The 17560-nt window shown below is 35.3% G+C and carries 16 protein-coding genes; 12 read left to right on the top strand and 4 right to left on the bottom strand.

Going from position 1 to position 17560, the window contains the following annotated elements:
* Window positions 1-19 precede the first annotated feature (19 nt).
* Entirely contained in the window at window positions 20-673 is a 654-nt protein-coding gene (gene upp / locus CLV73_RS09595) for a uracil phosphoribosyltransferase (protein WP_100376609.1), read from the top strand.
* Between the two features lie 5 nt (window positions 674-678).
* Here the strand turns inward: upp and CLV73_RS09590 are convergent, their stop codons facing one another.
* From CLV73_RS09590 to CLV73_RS09580, 3 genes are all read right to left on the bottom strand, one after another.
* Entirely contained in the window at window positions 679-1365 is a 687-nt protein-coding gene (locus CLV73_RS09590; protein WP_100376608.1) for an alpha/beta fold hydrolase, read from the bottom strand.
* A 105-nt stretch (window positions 1366-1470) separates the two neighbouring features.
* Complete coding sequence (locus tag CLV73_RS09585) at window positions 1471-2124, bottom strand: ComF family protein (RefSeq protein WP_100376607.1); 654 nt, start codon at window positions 2122-2124, stop codon at window positions 1471-1473.
* A gap of 55 nt (window positions 2125-2179) precedes the next feature.
* Window positions 2180-3655, bottom strand: coding sequence for a helix-turn-helix domain-containing protein (locus CLV73_RS09580; RefSeq protein ID WP_100376606.1), 1476 nt, complete (start codon window positions 3653-3655; stop codon window positions 2180-2182).
* Window positions 3656-3781: 126 nt separating this feature from the next.
* Here CLV73_RS09580 and aceB point away from each other — a divergent pair, with 126 nt between their 5' ends.
* The 6 genes from aceB (at window position 3782) to CLV73_RS09550 (ending at window position 9819) form a co-directional block, all read left to right on the top strand.
* Window positions 3782-5356 (top strand): malate synthase A, encoded by a 1575-nt coding sequence (aceB, locus tag CLV73_RS09575; protein ID WP_100376605.1) that lies wholly within the window; start codon window positions 3782-3784, stop codon window positions 5354-5356.
* A gap of 230 nt (window positions 5357-5586) precedes the next feature.
* Window positions 5587-6867 (top strand): isocitrate lyase, encoded by a 1281-nt coding sequence (aceA, locus tag CLV73_RS09570; RefSeq protein WP_100376604.1) that lies wholly within the window; start codon window positions 5587-5589, stop codon window positions 6865-6867.
* A gap of 99 nt (window positions 6868-6966) precedes the next feature.
* A complete protein-coding gene (locus tag CLV73_RS09565) occupies window positions 6967-7350 on the top strand; it encodes an acyl-CoA thioesterase (protein WP_100376603.1) in 384 nt (127 codons plus the stop codon).
* Between the two features lie 60 nt (window positions 7351-7410).
* Window positions 7411-7857, top strand: a complete 447-nt coding sequence (locus tag CLV73_RS09560) for a 6-pyruvoyl trahydropterin synthase family protein (RefSeq protein ID WP_100376602.1) — start codon at window positions 7411-7413, stop codon at window positions 7855-7857.
* A 15-nt stretch (window positions 7858-7872) separates the two neighbouring features.
* The gene (locus tag CLV73_RS09555; protein WP_100376601.1) at window positions 7873-8646 is read left to right on the top strand and encodes a UDP-2,3-diacylglucosamine diphosphatase; all 774 of its coding nucleotides are present in this window, start codon (window positions 7873-7875) and stop codon (window positions 8644-8646) included.
* Between the two features lie 186 nt (window positions 8647-8832).
* Window positions 8833-9819 (top strand): long-chain-fatty-acid--protein ligase, encoded by a 987-nt coding sequence (locus CLV73_RS09550; RefSeq protein ID WP_100376600.1) that lies wholly within the window; start codon window positions 8833-8835, stop codon window positions 9817-9819.
* 149 nt (window positions 9820-9968) lie between these two features.
* Here CLV73_RS09550 and aqpZ read toward each other — a convergent pair whose 3' ends face one another.
* A complete protein-coding gene (gene aqpZ / locus CLV73_RS09545) occupies window positions 9969-10703 on the bottom strand; it encodes an aquaporin Z (RefSeq protein WP_100377033.1) in 735 nt (244 codons plus the stop codon).
* 206 nt (window positions 10704-10909) lie between these two features.
* On the opposite strand from aqpZ, the gene CLV73_RS09540 reads away from it, so the two are divergent.
* The 5 genes from CLV73_RS09540 (at window position 10910) to CLV73_RS09520 (ending at window position 17489) form a co-directional block, all read left to right on the top strand.
* Window positions 10910-11530 (top strand): DUF5715 family protein, encoded by a 621-nt coding sequence (locus CLV73_RS09540; protein WP_100376599.1) that lies wholly within the window; start codon window positions 10910-10912, stop codon window positions 11528-11530.
* 114 nt (window positions 11531-11644) lie between these two features.
* On the top strand, window positions 11645-13573 hold the full coding sequence (locus tag CLV73_RS09535) for an ABC-F family ATP-binding cassette domain-containing protein (protein ID WP_100376598.1): 1929 nt from the start codon (window positions 11645-11647) through the stop codon (window positions 13571-13573).
* A 238-nt stretch (window positions 13574-13811) separates the two neighbouring features.
* Window positions 13812-14168, top strand: coding sequence for a hypothetical protein (locus CLV73_RS09530; protein WP_100376597.1), 357 nt, complete (start codon window positions 13812-13814; stop codon window positions 14166-14168).
* 322 nt (window positions 14169-14490) lie between these two features.
* The gene (locus tag CLV73_RS09525) at window positions 14491-16884 is read left to right on the top strand and encodes a TonB-dependent receptor (RefSeq protein ID WP_100377032.1); all 2394 of its coding nucleotides are present in this window, start codon (window positions 14491-14493) and stop codon (window positions 16882-16884) included.
* A gap of 17 nt (window positions 16885-16901) precedes the next feature.
* On the top strand, window positions 16902-17489 hold the full coding sequence (locus tag CLV73_RS09520; RefSeq protein ID WP_100376596.1) for a hypothetical protein: 588 nt from the start codon (window positions 16902-16904) through the stop codon (window positions 17487-17489).
* Window positions 17490-17560: the final 71 nt, after the last annotated feature.

Raw genomic sequence — 17560 nt, 5'->3', positions numbered from 1 at the left:
AGATAAAGCTTTCAAAATAATGAATACAGTCGTATTATCAGAACAATTTTCTCTAGTGAATACTTGGATTAATGAATTGAGGAATATTGAAATCCAGCACGATCGAATGAGATTCCGCAGAAATATGGAGAGAATCGGGGAAATTGCAGCGTTTGAGATTAGTAAAGGGTTGGAGCAAAAAGAAATTGAAATTCAGACTCCTTTGGATAAAATCAGAGTTAAGGAAATTGCCGTTCAGCCTGTTATTACAACGATTTTGAGAGCTGGAGTTCCTTTGTTTGAAGGGATTTTGAATTATTTTGATAAAGCGGATTGTGGTTTTGTTGCTGCCTACAGAAAACATGATGCCAATGATTATTTTTCGATCAAGCAGGATTACCTAACCTGTCCGAATATCGAAGGAAGACCATTGATTGTTGGAGATCCTATGTTGGCAACAGGAGCATCTTTAATTGAAGCGATTAAAGATTTATTAACAAACGGAAATCCCTCTCAACTTCATATTGTGGCGGCAATTGCTTCAAAGCAAGGAGTGGAAACCATAGAAAAAGCATACCCAAATGCAAAAATATGGGTTGGAGCCATTGATGAAAACTTGACGTCAAAAGGCTACATCACACCCGGATTGGGAGATGCAGGAGATTTGAGCTACGGAGAAAAACTTCAGAGATAGTTTGTTTAAGACAGATTCCAAAAATCTTTCATTAAATCTAATAATAATTTTGGTCGTACTTTATCCATAGGATGTTTCGTATCGGGAAGTACGGCCAGTTTTGCATTTGGAAGGCTTCTGTATACTTCCAAACTTTCTTCAAGGGTTACCATATTATCTTTATCACCTACCATTACTTGTATCGGGATATTAATGCCGGATAAATTATTTTTCAAAGGCGGATTTTTACCTAAAGAAACCATCATATCTGCAATGGCCGGAAGTAACTGTTTCCATTTTGAGCTGTGTTGGGCTTCCAGTAATTCTGCGTATTTCGGAACTTTTTCTGCAATCACATCAGGATCGAGCATTTTACTTTCTTTCAGAGCTTGTTCTTCGTTCCAGTCGAATTTTGTACCCAAAGTCATGATGGAATTTATAGCAGAAGGATTTTCCATGGCGTAACAAAGGGCAACGTAACCGCCCATGCTGTGTCCAAAAATTGAAACATCGTTCAGTTTTTCTTTTTCAATAAGTCCTTTTAATTCGTGTGTGTATTGTTCAATACTGATCCCGTTTTCAGGAAGTTCTGTATTGCCATGTCCCGAAAATAAAGGAGTATGAATGGTAAAATATTTTGAAAGCTCTTCTTTAATAGGTTTAAAAACTTCACTGTGGCCTAAAGCTCCGTGCAATAAAATAAGATTTGGCATTATCATTAGTTTGTTGGAAAATTAAGAAAAAGATTTCAGAAAATAGAGCTGAAATTGATGTCTTACCAATTAAACTCTAATCTCGAAACACGAAGCTCATAATTTTTAAACATCAATCGCCATAATAAGAATACTCACTGTATTATCTCCTGCCTTTAAAATTTCCCATGCAATAGTTGATAAAGTATTTCCTGTAGTGAAAACATCATCAATTAATAAAACATGTTTCCCTGAAATACTTTTGCTAATAGAAAAAGTATTTTCCGTATCCAATCGATGCTGTTTGTCTTTCAAAGCCTGAGCTTTTGAATAATGATTTCTTTTGATTAAATCATGACTAAATGGAATTTCATAAAACTTAGATAAAGTTTCTGTAAATAAGTGCAGTTGATTATAGCCCCTTTCTTTCAGTTTTTTGGGATGTAAAGGAACAGAAACCAATACATCCGGTTTTTCGTTTTTAAAATCTAACCGTTCAATGGTCCAGTCGGCAATAGTTTTTCCGATTTTTTCTCTGCTTTTATATTTTAGTTCATGTATAATTTTCCGGCTCAGATTTTCTTTTTCAAATTGCATCAAAGCAAAAGCGTTCTCAATAGGAAATAATAATTTGCATCTTTCTTTAAGATAATTGTTTTCAAAATAATTAAAATGAGTAAAGTGGATTTGCTCAAAGCAAAGATTACAGACAGGTAAATTACCGTCAATAATTCGGTTGCAGTGGATGCAACGGTTTGGAAATAAGAGATCTAAAATCATTTGTGTGTTTTAAAGCACTAAAATATAAATTTAGATAGATACCGGAAACCAAAAACTACAAAATATCTTTCCTCAATCTTTCAATGGAATTCTTCATGCTGGAATTGAAATATTCCTTTTCCAGGCGGACAGGTGGTGCTTGTCTTACTTCACAGTCGGCGATACTGCAGGATTCGCAGGTTACTCCCACATTGATGGTTTTCAGGGTAGGCGATTTGATGAAGTTAATTTTTTTAATAGTTTGTGAATTCAGCAAAATTCCTAAACAATAACTTCTGTTGCTTCCATCAGAAAATGGATTTTTCTGGGAGGTAGAAATTACCAGGTAACTGAAACCCTGATCTTTGTAATGTGAAATTTGAGCATCTGTCAATGTTTCATTTTCCTTTAGATGATGAAGGTTTTTTACGGCAATCCATCTTCTGCAATAATGTTCGTTGGTGGCATTAGCATGTGGAGCCTGTTGATGGTTTAAATGTAATTCCTTTAAGATCTGTATTTTGTCTGAATTTTTCTTTTTAACCAGGCATAAATAAAACAGATCTTTAATTCCTAATTCGGAAGAAAGAATATTGGTTAACCGATAATAAAAGGTTTCAGGAGAATGGGTGAAATTTTCGATTAAATTTTCAAAACTGGAAGGTTTCCATTCATTCTCTAAGAAAAATTCGGAAGTTTTCTCAATGGTTTCCTCCTTTGAAATCAATAATGCTCCTGCAAAATAAGAAGCGTAAAAATTATTCAATATTTCTTCAAAGCTCCCAAAATCCAGCCATGAATACGTATTCGGACGATTTTTCAGCTCTAAAACATTAAATCCAATCTCTTTGGCAAGAATAAAAGTTTTCTGATCTTGCTCTAATTTTTTGTTTAAAAGCAATAATTTCTTCTCAGGAACAAAGAGAGAACGGAGTTTATCTAAAGTTTCATAACGTTCGAAATCTTCTGCTTGTATGTTGTAATTGAATTTTTTAGTCAGAATGTTCTCTAAAATATCTGACTGTAAATTTTTACTGATTTCCAGTTGATTTTCTTTGGCAAACAGCACAACTTTTTCCTCAATTTCCGGAAAGTAATTATCGTACAATTCCTGGAAGGAACGCATAACAGCAAAATAAAATCTTTCTTTTCCTAAATTATAATTCTGTGAAATTTCAATCAGAGCATTGATAAAAGCCGTTACTTTTTTAGGAGCATCGCTAATAATACTGATTAAGTTGTTTTTATTGATTCCGAAAAGTTCAAGCGGGATCTCTTTAAAAAAATCAGATTGCAGAATTTCATTGAATGGTGCTAAGCTTTTATCCAGCTTTGTGGAAACCAGATCATCAAAAGTGCAGCTCAATGCCTCAGAAAGCTGAATGATCTTATCATGTTTCGGATATTTTTTCCCGTTTTCGATTTCATTAAGGTATGATTTGGATAATCCTGTTTTCACAGCAAGGTCCTGTAAAGACCAATTTTTCTTTTGTCTCTGCTGTTTTAGTTTCAGTCCGAAAACCGTTTTAATAAAGTCGCTGTCTGAATTCATAATTCAAATATAAAAGTAAAAAGCGATTTTTCGCATAATATTTTTTTAAAATAATTTAGCGAACGTTCGCTATTTGTGAAAATTTTTATTTATGTTTGTAATGTTGAATCACAAAATCAGTATGTTATGGAAACTAAAACTCAACTAAAAATAAAGGCGGAACAGCGGTTTGAAGAAATTTTCAGCAATGATTTAATCGATTTTTTGGTGGAGCTTCATCAGAACTTTAATCCGGAAAGATTGGAGCTGTTAGAGGAAAGGAAAAAAGCTCAGCAGGAATTCGATAAAGGAATACTTCCGAAATTTTTATCAGAAACTCAAGAAATCAGAAATGGTGATTGGGTCTGTGCTTCGCTTCCTGAAGATTTGTTGGATAGAAGAGTGGAAATTACAGGACCTGTTGATCGTAAAATGATTATTAACGCGTTGAATTCCGGAGCTTCCACTTTTATGGCAGATTTCGAAGACAGTAATTCTCCCACATGGAGAAACTGTATGGAAGGGCAGCTTAATCTTTCCGATGCCATCAACAGAAAAATTGATTTTACAAATGAAAATGGGAAATCTTATCAGCTGAATGAAAAAACAGCGGTCTTATTAGTTCGTCCACGTGGACTGCATTTAAATGAAAAACATATTGAAATCAATGAAGAGCAGACTTCGGCTTCATTAATTGATTTTGGAATTTATTTTTTCAGAAATGCGGAAAAGCTCTTGCAAAATGGAAATGCCCCCTATTTTTATCTTCCAAAATTAGAGCATTACAAAGAAGCCCGTTGGTGGAATGATGTTTTCGTGTTTTCGCAAAATTACCTGGGAATTTCACAAGGGACCATTAAAGCAACTGTTTTAATAGAAACCATTACTGCTTCGTTTCAAATCGATGAAACTTTATTTGAATTAAGAGAACACAGTTCTGGTTTGAATTGTGGTCGTTGGGATTATATTTTTTCATACATCAAAAAATTCAGAAACCTTCCTGAGTTTATCGTTCCGGACAGGGACCAGGTGACGATGACTTCTCCTTTTATGAGTGCTTACTCAAAAAGAGTGATCGAAATTTGTCATAAAAGAAACGTCCATGCGATCGGCGGAATGGCGGCACAAATTCCGATTAAAAACGATTACGAAGCCAACAGTATTGCTTTCGGAAAAGTGAGAAGCGATAAAGAAAGAGAAGTGAAAAATGGTCACGATGGAACCTGGGTGGCGCATCCTGCTTTGGTTTCCGTAGCCAAAAGTATTTTCGACCAGTTTATGCCTTTTAAGAACCAGATTGATAAAAAATTCAATTATCAGATTACAGAAAATGATTTGCTTGAAATTCCCAAAGGAGAAATTACGGAAAAAGGGGTTCGGAAAAATATCAATGTCGGAATCCTGTACATTGAATCCTGGCTGATGGGAGTTGGGGCGGCTGCGATTTATAATCTAATGGAAGATGCAGCAACAGCGGAAATATCAAGAACTCAGGTTTGGCAATGGCTGAAAAATGAAGCAGTTTTAAGTGATGACAGAACTCTGACAAGAGAAATGATTCTTCAATGGGAATTTGAAGAACTGGAACGTATTGAAAAATATGTCGGTTCAGAACGATTTAAAAACGGAAAATTCGGTCTGGCAAAAGAACTTTTTAATGAACTGATCTTCTGTGAAGACTTTACAGAATTTCTTACGCTCAAAGCTTATCCATTTATATAGGTGGTAAGATGAAATATTTTCTACCCCGTCACTTCGAGTAGATTTTGAAAAAATCGTATCGAGAAGTTTTTAATAAAAAGTTTAAAAAGGCTTAAAAATAAAGTTCTCGATACAAAATTATTCTTCATTTCATTACAAATAATTTTTACTCGAACTGACGGAACGAATAACCCGAATCTCGTAACTCGAATCTAAAACCTAACAATCTTAAATTTTAAATCTAAAATAATATGAAAACAAAACAAGAACAAATCCGGGAAATAGAAAAAGACTGGCTTGAAAATCCACGTTGGAAAGGTGTGAAAAGGCCTTATACGGCAGAAGATGTGCTGAAACTTCGTGGTTCTTATAAATTAGATTATACGATTGCAACAGAAATGTCAAAAAAATTCTGGAACAAATTAACCACTCAGGATTTTATTGCCGGATTGGGAGCATTAACCGGAAATCAGGCAGTACAGGAAGTTGATGCAGGACTGGAAGCAATTTATCTTTCAGGATGGCAGGTGGCTGCAGATGCAAACTTATCCGGAGAAATGTACCCTGATCAGTCGTTGTATCCGGCGAACTCAGTTCCTTCAGTGGTGAAAAAAATAAATAATGCTTTACTAAGAGCGGATCAGGTTCAATCGGTGAGTGGAGGCGGTGAAAAAGAGTATCTGGTTCCGATCATTGCGGATGCGGAAGCTGGTTTTGGAGGAAATTTAAATGCTTATGAATTAATGAAGCAAATGATTGAGGCAGGAGCAGCTGCGGTACATTTTGAAGATCAGTTGTCTTCTGCTAAAAAATGCGGTCATTTGGGTGGAAAAGTATTGGTTCCAACCCAGGAAGCGGTGAATAAATTAATTTCGGCTCGCTTGGCAGCAGATGTTTTGGGAGTTCCTACTTTAATTATAGCCAGAACAGATGCTGATGCAGCAGATTTGCTTACTTCGGATATCGATGACAGGGATAAAAAATTTGTGACAGGAGAAAGAACTTCCGAAGGATTTTATGTGGTGAAAAATGGAGTGGAACAGGGAATTGACAGAGGATTATCCTATGCACCATACGCAGATCTGATCTGGATGGAAACATCAAATCCTGATCTGGAGCAGGCGAAAAGATTTGCAGAAGGAATTCATGCAAAATTTCCGGATAAAATGCTGGCTTATAATTGCTCACCGTCTTTCAACTGGGCGGCAAAATTGAGTGTGGATGAAATGCTTAATTTCCGCGAAGAATTGGCGAAAATGGGTTATAAATTCCAGTTTATTACTTTGGCAGGTTTCCATGCATTGAATACAGCAATGTTTGAACTTGCCTTAGCTTATAAAGAAAAAGGAATGGCAGGATATTCTGAGCTCCAGGAACGTGAATTTGCTTTGCAGAAACAGGGGTTCAGAGCGGTAAAACACCAATCTTTTGTAGGGACAGGGTATTTCGATGAGGTTCAGAATATTGTAACCAATGGTTCTTCTGCAACGGTGGCAATGAAAGATTCCACAGAGACGGCGCAATTTCATTAGAAAGTTCCATTTTTTAAATAAATTTTATTGTCAGGACCTTCTCAATTTCGGGAAGGTTTTGCTTTTTATGTCTTATTTTTGAGTAAATATTTGAAGAAGATGAGTTTGATTTTTGAAAAACAAATACAAGTTACGGAAGAGCATATTGATGGAAATAATCATGTTAACAATGTGCAGTATGTTCATTGGGTGGAAGAAATTGCAGGGGAACACTGGGACTTCGTAAAACATAAAACCGAATTTTCAGAATTCGCATGGATGCTTCTCGATCATCATATTCAGTATAAAAAACAGGTATATCTCAACGATATTGTCACCATAAAAACCTATCCGAAAGCTCCTGAAGGAATTCGTCAGCCGAGAAAAGTTGAGTTTTACTGCAATGATCAGCTGGTGGTGGATTCCAGTACGCTTTGGGTTTTGGTAGATGTAGAAACACAAAGGATTAAAAGATTGGAGAGTGATTGGCTGGATAAATTGTAAGAATGATGCTTTCGTAAATGATAAGATAAATTCAAAACTCAAATTCCTTATCTTTGCACCATGATACGTATTACAAAAATTTTTACATTCGAAACAGCTCATGTGCTGTACAATTACGACGGAAAATGTAAAAATATGCATGGGCATTCCTATAAACTATTCGTAACAGTGAAAGGAAAGCCGATTAATGATTTGGAAAACCCTAAAAATGGGATGGTGGTAGATTTTGGCGATATTAAAACAATTGTAAAATCTGAAATTGTGGACGTTTGGGATCATGCGGTAATGATTAATGCACTTTCTCCCCATAAAGAATTGGGAGAAGGGTTGGAAAATCAGGGACATAAAGTGATTTATTGTTCATTCCAGCCAACTTGCGAAAATATGTTATACGCTATTGCAGCAAAAATAAAATCTAGACTTCCGGAAGGAATTTCTTTGGCTTATCTTAAACTTCATGAAACAGAAAACTCTTACGGAGAGTGGTTTGCAGAAGATAATCAGTAATTTAAAACGAAAACGGTGTTAAAGACGACCATCAATTTAGAGCCTGGAAAAAAAGTATATTTCGCTTCAGATCAGCATTTTGGTGCGCCCAATCCTAAGGAAAGCAAAATTCGTGAAGAGCGTTTTATCAGATGGATGGATGAGATCAAGCATGATGCTCAGGTTTTGTTTTTAATGGGGGATCTGTTCGATTTCTGGCACGAATGGAAGCATGTAATTCCAAAAGGCTATGTTCGTGTTTTAGGGAAAATTGCTGAATTAAAAGATCGTGGAATTCATATTTATTTCTTTGTGGGTAACCATGATTTGTGGATGAAAGATTATCTAGAAGAAGAAATCGGATGTACGGTTTTTTATAAAAAGCAATACTTTGAAATGGGTGGGAAACAGTTTCTTTTAGCCCATGGAGATGGTTTGGGACCGGGAGATAAAGGGTACAAGAGAATGAAAAAAGTCTTTACGAATCCTGTGGCTCAATGGTTTTTCAAATGGCTACATCCGGATATTGCAATGAAAATAGCATTGTATATGTCACAGAAAAACAAAATGATTTCTGGGGATGAAGACAAAGAGTTTTTAGGAGAAGACAAGGAATTTTTAATTATCTATTCTAAAAAGAAACTGGAAACCGAAAAGATTGATTATTTTATTTACGGACATCGTCACCTTCCGATGGTTTTGGACCTGCAGGGAAAAGCGAAGTATATCAATCTGGGAGACTGGATATCGTATTTCACCTATGGCGTTTTTGAAAAAGATTTTGAACTAAAAACTTTCGGAAAAAAATAAAAAAAAATTACCTCATACTGAGGTAATCTTCGGATAGAAAGTTAATTCATCCTGTTTTTAATCCATATTCCGGTGAATTAATTGCAAGAATTTTACCAAAATTTACTTTCAATATTAAGAAATGATTAAAATTTTTCTTCATAGATGTAAGTGTCTCATTTTGAGTTAATAATAAATTTTAGAAAATTGCGTACAATATTTGACATACAAACAGAGCAGGACTTTTTGGCTGAATCTTTAAAAGTTTTCCGTTACCAATATGAAAATATAGAGGTGTATAGAAATTTTGTCAGCTATCTCAATATAAAGCCTGATGAGGTGACAAGCCTGGAGAAAATCCCGTTTCTTCCCATAGAAATGTTTAAAAATCATAAAGTGGTTGATAGAAATGTAACGGCTGATCTTTTTTTTCAGAGTTCCGGAACGACTCAGATGAATTTGTCAAAACATTTCATTGCCGACGAGAGTATATATCAGGAAAGTATTTATAAAAGTTTTGAAAAATTTATCGGAAAGCCGGAAGATTTTATATTTTTAGGATTGCTGCCAAGTTATCTTGAAAGACAAAATTCGTCATTGATTTATATGGTAGATTACTTAATGAAAAAATCTGCCAAACCTGAAAACGGATATTTTCTTTATAATCACTCAGATTTATTTGAATTATTAAATACTATAAAAAATAAGAAAGTAATTCTTTTTGGAGTTTCCTTTGCGTTACTGGACTTTCTAGATTACTGTCATTCCGAGCGAAGTGAGGAATCTATGAATCTTCTTGAAAATCTCGTCGTCATTGAAACCGGCGGAATGAAAGGAAGAAAAGAAGAAATGACAAAAGATGAATTACTTGAGATTTTAAAGAACGGTTTTAAAACAGATAAAATTTATTCGGAATATTCTATGACTGAGCTTCTTTCTCAGGCTTATTCATTAGGAAACAACGAATATGATTGTCCGAATTGGATGAAAGTGATGATTAGAAATGCTGAAGATCCCTTTGCTTACGAAAAGGAAGGAAGAACCGGGGCCATTAATATTATTGATTTAGCCAATATTCATTCGTGTTCATTTATAGCCACTCAGGATTTGGGTAAAATAATCGGAAACAAATTTCAGGTGTTGGGAAGAATAGATCATTCGGATATTCGGGGATGCAGTCTTCTTGTTTCTTAGAAAATAAAAAAATCCTGTTACTACTAACAGGATTTTTTATGTGTAAAATTGTATAACTAGCTTATTGGTAGTTGTCATTCTGAATAAAGTGAGAATCTCTTAATACGCTAACAGATTCTTCCTTCGGCAGGACGACATCTTATAATCTTTTAATGAGCAAGTTCCTCTTCCTGATTATTCTGAAGCAAGAATTTATAAATCAATCCACCCACAACACCTCCTAAAATAGGCGCTACCCAGAATAACCATAACTGGGACAAGGAATTACCTCCTACAAAAACAGCTTGGGAAAGTGACCTTGCGGGGTTTACAGAAGTATTCGTGATAGGAATTGAAATTAAGTGGATTAAAGTCAAGGCCAGACCAATAGCAATACCGGCAAATTTCCCGTTGGCAAACTTATCAGTTGCTCCCATAATAATGATCAGGAAAAATGCTGTTAAGATAAACTCCGTAAGAAAAGCCGCTCCCATAGAATAGCCTTTCCCAAAATAGACGGCATCTCCGTAAAAGTTGGTGGCAAAAGCTCCGGGTCCGGAAAAATCGGGCGTCCCTGAACCGCTTAAAATAGTGTATAACGCTCCTGCAGCAACGATGGCGCCTAAACATTGTGCTACAATGTATGAAATAAGATCTTTTGCAGGAAATCTTCCACCAGCCAAAAGACCGAATGATACAGCAGGATTGAAATGTCCTCCGGAAATGTGCCCAACAGCGTATGCCATGGTAAGTACAGTAAGTCCAAATGCTAAAGCAACTCCTATAAGAAGTATACCCATTTGACCATTAGAGGCAGGAGCGATCTGAGAAGCAAAAATTGCGCTTCCACAACCTCCGAAAACAAGCCAGAATGTGCCGAAAAATTCAGCGAAAAGTTTTTTTATCATATGTTAATTTTGTAAGTTATCTCAAATTTATAATTAAAATATTAAACTTTAAGATAAATTATAAAAAATATTTATAGGTAATTTGAAATAATGTTTTTAATTTAATAAAATCGTTGAAGGTAGGCCGATAAGAATGGTAGCACGGAATTTGAATGCTGTAAAATAAGTAGTAATTTTTGTTTATAAATTCAAAAATCAGTTGAATGAAAAAGTGTGTATGTCTGTTTTTTTTATCTTTTAATTGGTATACTTATCATGCTCAGTCTATAAAAAAAACATTACCATGTTATGATCTGGGGCAGGTGATGAAAGTAGAACCTACTCCTCTGTATAAACCTCACTTGGATGCTTCTAAAAGTTTTGGGGTAAAGCTTCTTCAAGATTCTAAGGCAGTACAGAAATATATTAATAACGGGAAATTTCATAAAATAAAAAAGACGGGAAAAGGTTATCGTGTGCAAAAATTAGATTACAGCAGAGCTTGGATGGTTTCAAAAGGCAAATTAATGCTCGAGAAAATTGGAACCCGTTTTAGCAAGGAGACAAAAGGACATACATTTACGGTTTCATCCATTACAAGAACATTGGAAGATCAATGTCGTTTGAGAAGAGTGAATTCTAATGCTGCAATGGGAATTAGCTCACACAATTACGGAAACTCTTTTGATATTTCTTATGTGCGGTTCAATAGTACTTTAAGAAACAACCCTAAAATGGAAGTGGCTTTAGAAAAAGTTTTAAAATATTATTACGATTTGGGAAGGATTTATTACATCAAAGAAAGGCAGCAAAGCTGTTTCCATATTACCGTAAGAAACTACTGATGGTGGATAACATAGGTGTAGATTTTCAAGAAAATTTTCTATTCATTAAATTCATTTCTTTTTCCGTATTTTTGCACCCGAAAATTCATTATTCACTATTAATCATTATTTAACATGCTTTCTGTTCAGAGTCTAGGATTACATCATTCAGGAACATATTTGTTTCAAAACGTGAATTTCACGATTAAAAAGGATGATAAAATTGGTTTGGTTGGTAAAAATGGGGCGGGGAAATCCACTTTATTGAAAATGCTTTCCGGAGAAATTAATTTCTACGAAGGAAACGTGGTTCCGGAAGGAAATATTACCATTGGTTTCCTGAAGCAGGATCTTGATTTTGTAAAAGGAAGAACAGTCTGGGCAGAAACAATGCAGGCTTTCGAACAGATCAATGCATGGAAAAATGAGCTAGAAGAGGTGAATCATCAGATGGCAACAAGAACCGACTACGAAAGTGATTCTTATACCGATTTGATTAATAAGATGGCCGAGCTAAACGATCTTTTGATGAACCACGATGCCTACAATCTTGAGGGCGACATGGAAAAAGTGCTGTTTGGTTTAGGTTTTAAAGCAGATGATTTCCAAAAAATTACCGATGAATTTTCAGGAGGCTGGAGAATGAGGATTGAATTGGCAAAACTGCTTCTTCAAAAGAACGATATCATGCTTCTTGATGAGCCTACCAACCACCTGGATATGGAATCGATCATGTGGCTGGAAAACTTTTTGAAAGATTATCCTGGAGCAATTGTTTTGGTAAGTCACGATAAGCAGTTCATGACGGCAGTTTGTAACAGAACTTTTGATATCAACAACAAAAAGGTTGATGATTATAAAGCTAATTATTCCAAATATCTGATCATGCGTGAAGACCGCCGTGAAAAGCTGATTCAGGCTAAAAAGAATCAGGACGCGGAGATTAAGCAGATGGAAGATAATATTAATAAGTTCCGTGCAAGTGCTACCAAAGCTTCTTTTGCACAGTCACTTATTAAAAAATTAGATAAAATTGAGCGTATCGAAGTGGATAATGAAGACGTTTCCAAATTCAACATCCGTTTCGTTCAGTCACAGGTTCCGGGAAAAATTATTTTCGAAGCCGAAAAATTAGGAAAAGCTTATGGAGACAAGCAGATTTTTGATGATGTAGACTTTATCGTTCAGAGAGGAGACAGAATTGCGCTTTTGGGACAAAACGGTCAGGGAAAAACAACGTTGGCGAAAATTCTTGCGGGAGATATCAAAGATTATTCAGGAACCTGGAATCTCGGGCATAATGTAAACATCGGTTACTTCGCCCAAAATCAGGAGGAAGTTCTGACGCCGAATAAAACGGTTCAGGAAGAAGCGGAAGATGCTGCAACAGAAGAAACCAGACCTAGAGTTCGTGATTTATTAGGATCTTTCCTGTTTCAGGGTGAGGCCGTGAACAAAAAAACGAAGGTACTTTCCGGAGGGGAAAGAAACCGTTTGGCGCTTTGTAAATTGTTGTTACGTCCTTTCAATACGCTGATTATGGACGAACCTACGAACCACTTGGATATTCAGTCTAAGGAAATTATCAAACTGGCTCTTCAGAAGTTTGAAGGGACATTAATTGTGATTTCGCACGACAGGGAGTTCTTACAAGGTCTTTGTGATAAAATATACGAATTCCGTGATGGTAAAATGAAGGAATTCTTAGGAGACATCAACGAATATCTTGAATTCAGACAGAAAGAATCCATCAGAGAGATTTCTGCTGAAAAAGCAAAACTTCACAACGAAGTGCCAAAGATTGAGGAAAAAAAGGCGGAGGAAAAGCCTGCTCCGGCCAGTCAATCGAATGTGATCCTAAGCAAAGAGCAGAAAAATATTCAGAATAAAATAAAAAAAGTAGAAGAAAAAATTTCTGAGCTTGAAACCAAAGTGGAGGAATTTGAAGCTTCTTTTACAAAGGAAAACCCATCTGATGAAACTTTAGAGAAGTATAACAAAACTAAGGAAGAGTTGGATCTTGCATTGCAGGAATGGGAATATTTGGGAGCTCAATTGGATTAATTCTTTGAATTAAATCATGATATAAGGTGCTTCGGCGTGCTCAGCATGACTTTCTTTAATACTAAATGTTTTTATTGAACGTTGATTGATAGCGATGTCATCCTGAGCGAAGCCAAAGGATCTAAACGTAAATTGTGATAGATTTTGTAACAAAATTGTAAGTAGATCTACCCATTAATCAAAATATTTTAATAAAACTTTAATCGCAAAGCTTAAATTATTTTTATAATTTTGACACATGATTTTTAAAGAAAGCAGAAATCTGAAGAATTTTATTTCCAAATTATTGTTTGGAATCTATTTTCTTGCGCTGTTTTCTCAAAATTTTCACAGTCACAGCTCTGAGGAAGTTTTTAAAAACTTCAGCTTTAAAAAATCAGAAAGTACGGTTACAAAAAATATAGCGAAAGAAAAAGCAGCCGATTGTTTGGCCTGTCATTTCTTGGCTACGGGACATACTTTAGTTCCTGAAGAATTCAGTTTTTCTTTTGAAAACTATACCCATGAGGTAAAGCAGATCATTGCTGTTCAGGAGAAAATCTGGTCTCAGACCAAATTTACCTTTCAGCTTCGCGGTCCGCCCGCAATTTCTTAGTTTTAGATTCTTTTTCGGATTTTTTGCTTCAAATACTAGTATTTTAATTAAACTAAACTCGCGCTTTAAACTATTAAGGTAAATTTAGGAGTTAAGTTTCTTTAAGAAAAATCATATAGATTTTTAGTATCTCTTAAAAAGCAAAGCTAAACTTAATTTTCTAAAATGCTTAAATAAAATCTTAATGATTCAAAATTGAGCGTATAGATTTACAATTTTAAGTTAACAAAATCCAATTCAAATTTTAACGAAAATGTATTTTTAAGTTAATCATTTACTCATAATGAACAACTTAAAACGTACGCAATCAATCTATTTAACAATGAAATTGATATATAGCTTTATGTTGATCCTTTGCGGATTTGCATTTACAAACGCACAGCAGACTTACACGGTGCAGGGAACTGTTCAGGATTTTCATGATAAAACGATGCTGGAAAATGCAGTCGTGAAAATTGGAGACTTTTCTACAAAAACCGATAAAAACGGTAAGTTTTCATTTAATAAAATTCCTACAGGAAAATATATACTCATTGCTAAACATCCCGATTGTAATGATTATACTGAAAATATAGGAATTACTCAGGATTTGCATTTGACAATCACTCTTGAGCACCATATTCAGGATATTGAAACGGTAACCCTTCATGGAAGCCACAAGAATAATGGAAGCATGGTGGTGAAAACGATTGATAAATCTATGATTTCACGAAATGTTACCGAAAATCTTGGAAATCTATTGACGAATATTTCGGGAGTAAATGTTCTTAAAACAGGAAATAATATTGCAAAACCGATTATTCACGGGCTTTACGGAAGCAGGGTTTCCATCCTTAATGATGGAGTGAAACTTGCCGAACAGGAGTGGGGAGTAGAGCATGCTCCGAATGTAGATGTCAATAATTTTGAACATATTGATGTTGTGAAAGGAGCGTCTGCCTTGAAGTATGGGAGTGGTGCTGTAGGTGGAGTTGTTGTTTTGCAGCCACAGATTTTGCCTAAAAAAGATACCATTATGGGAAATGTAGCTCTTTCCGGAATTTCTAACGGAAGAGGCGCTGATCTTAACGTAAAATTAGCAAAGACATGGAAAGATGGCTGGGCAATAAAAACCAATGGAAGTTATAAGAAACTTGGTGATCTTCAGGCTCCTGATTATGGTTTGATGAATACCGGGATTGAGAATTCAGGATTTAATTTTGGCGTTCAGAAAATGACTTTTAATAAAGGTTTTTCTTTTGACTACTATCTTACGAAAAGCTCGATTGGGATTCTTAGGAGTTCTCACGTCGGAAATTCTGAAGACCTGCGCTTGGCTCTTACATCATCTGAACCGATCTATCAAAGGGATTTTAGCTACGACATTGATAATCCGAGACAGGAGATCGAACATCATATCGCTAAAATTTCTGCTTATCAAAGGTTTGAAAATTTTGGGAAGATTACGGCTACCTACAGCTTCCAGTATAATCATAGAAAAGAATATGATATAAGACGTACAGAAGAGCTGAGCAAAAAACCGGCGTTAGACCTTGAATTGATAACCAATGATTTAAATATTAATCATTTGATAGAAAGAGGAAAATGGAATCTTGAAACCGGAATTAATGCAGGATATCAGAATAATTATTCTAATACTCAGACTGAAGCAAGACGCCTTGTTCCTAACTATGACAGATACTATGCGGGAATTTATTCTGTATTTAAATATAAAATGGCTCCCGTATTAGATCTTGAACTGGGAGGAAGATACGATTTTGATCATTATGAAGTCACAAAATGGTATGATTTGAGCGATTGGAACAAGCTTTATGCTGCAGATTATTCAGATTTTGAAGTAAGAGTAAATAAAAACAGGATTCTTACAAAACCTTCATTAAGCTATAATAATGTTTCGGTGAATGGAGGGATTGTTTATCATCCTTCTGAATATTTTGACCTGAAATTTAATTACGCAAGAGTTTCAAGATCTCCTAATGTAGCAGAGCTTTTTGCAGACGGGCTTCACCATTCTGCGGCAATTATTGAAAGAGGAGATATGAGAATGAAAAGTGAAACGGGAAATCAGTTTAATTTGGTTGCTGATGTGAAAGCAAACGTTTTAAAAGGATTAAATGTTTCTGTAAATCCGTATTTCTTTTATACTCAAAACTTCATTAATGAAATTCCTACGGGATATCAGAATACACAATGGGGAGGAGCTTTTGTAGTCTACAACTATCAGCAGATCGATGCTAAAATGTATGGGATAGACCTTGATGTGCAGCTTAAGATCACAGATCACCTGAACTATAAAGGAAGTGGTTCTTATGTATACGGTCAGGATCTTACGAATAATGTTCCTCTTATCCTGATGATGCCTCCGAATTTTAACAATTCATTGGAGTTCAATAAAAAAGAATGGAAAAACTTTTATTTTAATGTAAGTAACAATACTTATTTAAAACAAACGAGATTTCCTGTTTATAATGTTCCGATCAGATTATTCGATTCTGATGGAAACGCTTACAATGAAGAAGTAGATATTTCTACGCCACCAAGTGGATATTCGCTTTGGAACCTTCAGACAGGGGTGAATCTGTCTAAAAATTTCGGAGTTGATTTTTCAGTTCGAAATGTATTTAATAAGTCTTACAGAGATTATCTGAACAGGCTTCGTTTCTTTTCCAGCGAAATGGGAAGAAACTTTATTTTAACTCTTAAATATCAATTTTAATTACTTAAAATCAAAAAATGAAAAACATTTTTAAAAATACTACGCTTATTTTAGGACTTTTATTCTTAGCTGTTTCGCTGAGCTTAACATCATGTAACAGGAGTGATGACGAAGCTGATGATCTTCCTCAGGAAGAACTTTCAGACGTTCTTTTAAGAGTGACGGATGAAGCTACCGGAATTCCGGTGGTATATGACTATCAGGTAAATAGTACAACGAATCCGAATGTTAAACTTATCGACGGCCACACCTATGATGTACAGGTTATTTTCAAAAATGGAGACGAAGATGCAACAGAAGAGATAAAAGATGCGGTAGATGAACATTTCTTAGTGTACAATTTCCCTAATTCTGATATCACGCTTACCCGTACTGATGATCCTGAATTTGTAAGAGCAGATGGTAATCATGTAGGAATAAAAACAAAATGGGTCGTGAATAAAGCAGTTAAAAATACTTCTGCAGCTGCTCAGCTGGTTCTTACCTTATACCACGAGCCGGTAACAGTATCTGAAGCGTCTTCAGTGAGTGGAAACGGTGTTGTTTATGGAACCCATACAGGAGGAGAGACAGACGCACAGGCAAACTATAATATTATCAATTAATATATCCTTTAATCTTGTTAAGAAACCACTGAATTTTTTCGGTGGTTTTTTATTTAACACTATTTGGCTTT

This window comes from Chryseobacterium geocarposphaerae, assembly GCF_002797535.1.
Classification (GTDB): Bacteria; Bacteroidota; Bacteroidia; order Flavobacteriales; family Weeksellaceae; genus Chryseobacterium; species Chryseobacterium geocarposphaerae.
The sequence above is the reverse complement of the archived record's forward strand: the minus strand, read 5'-3'. Positions and strand labels throughout refer to the sequence as shown.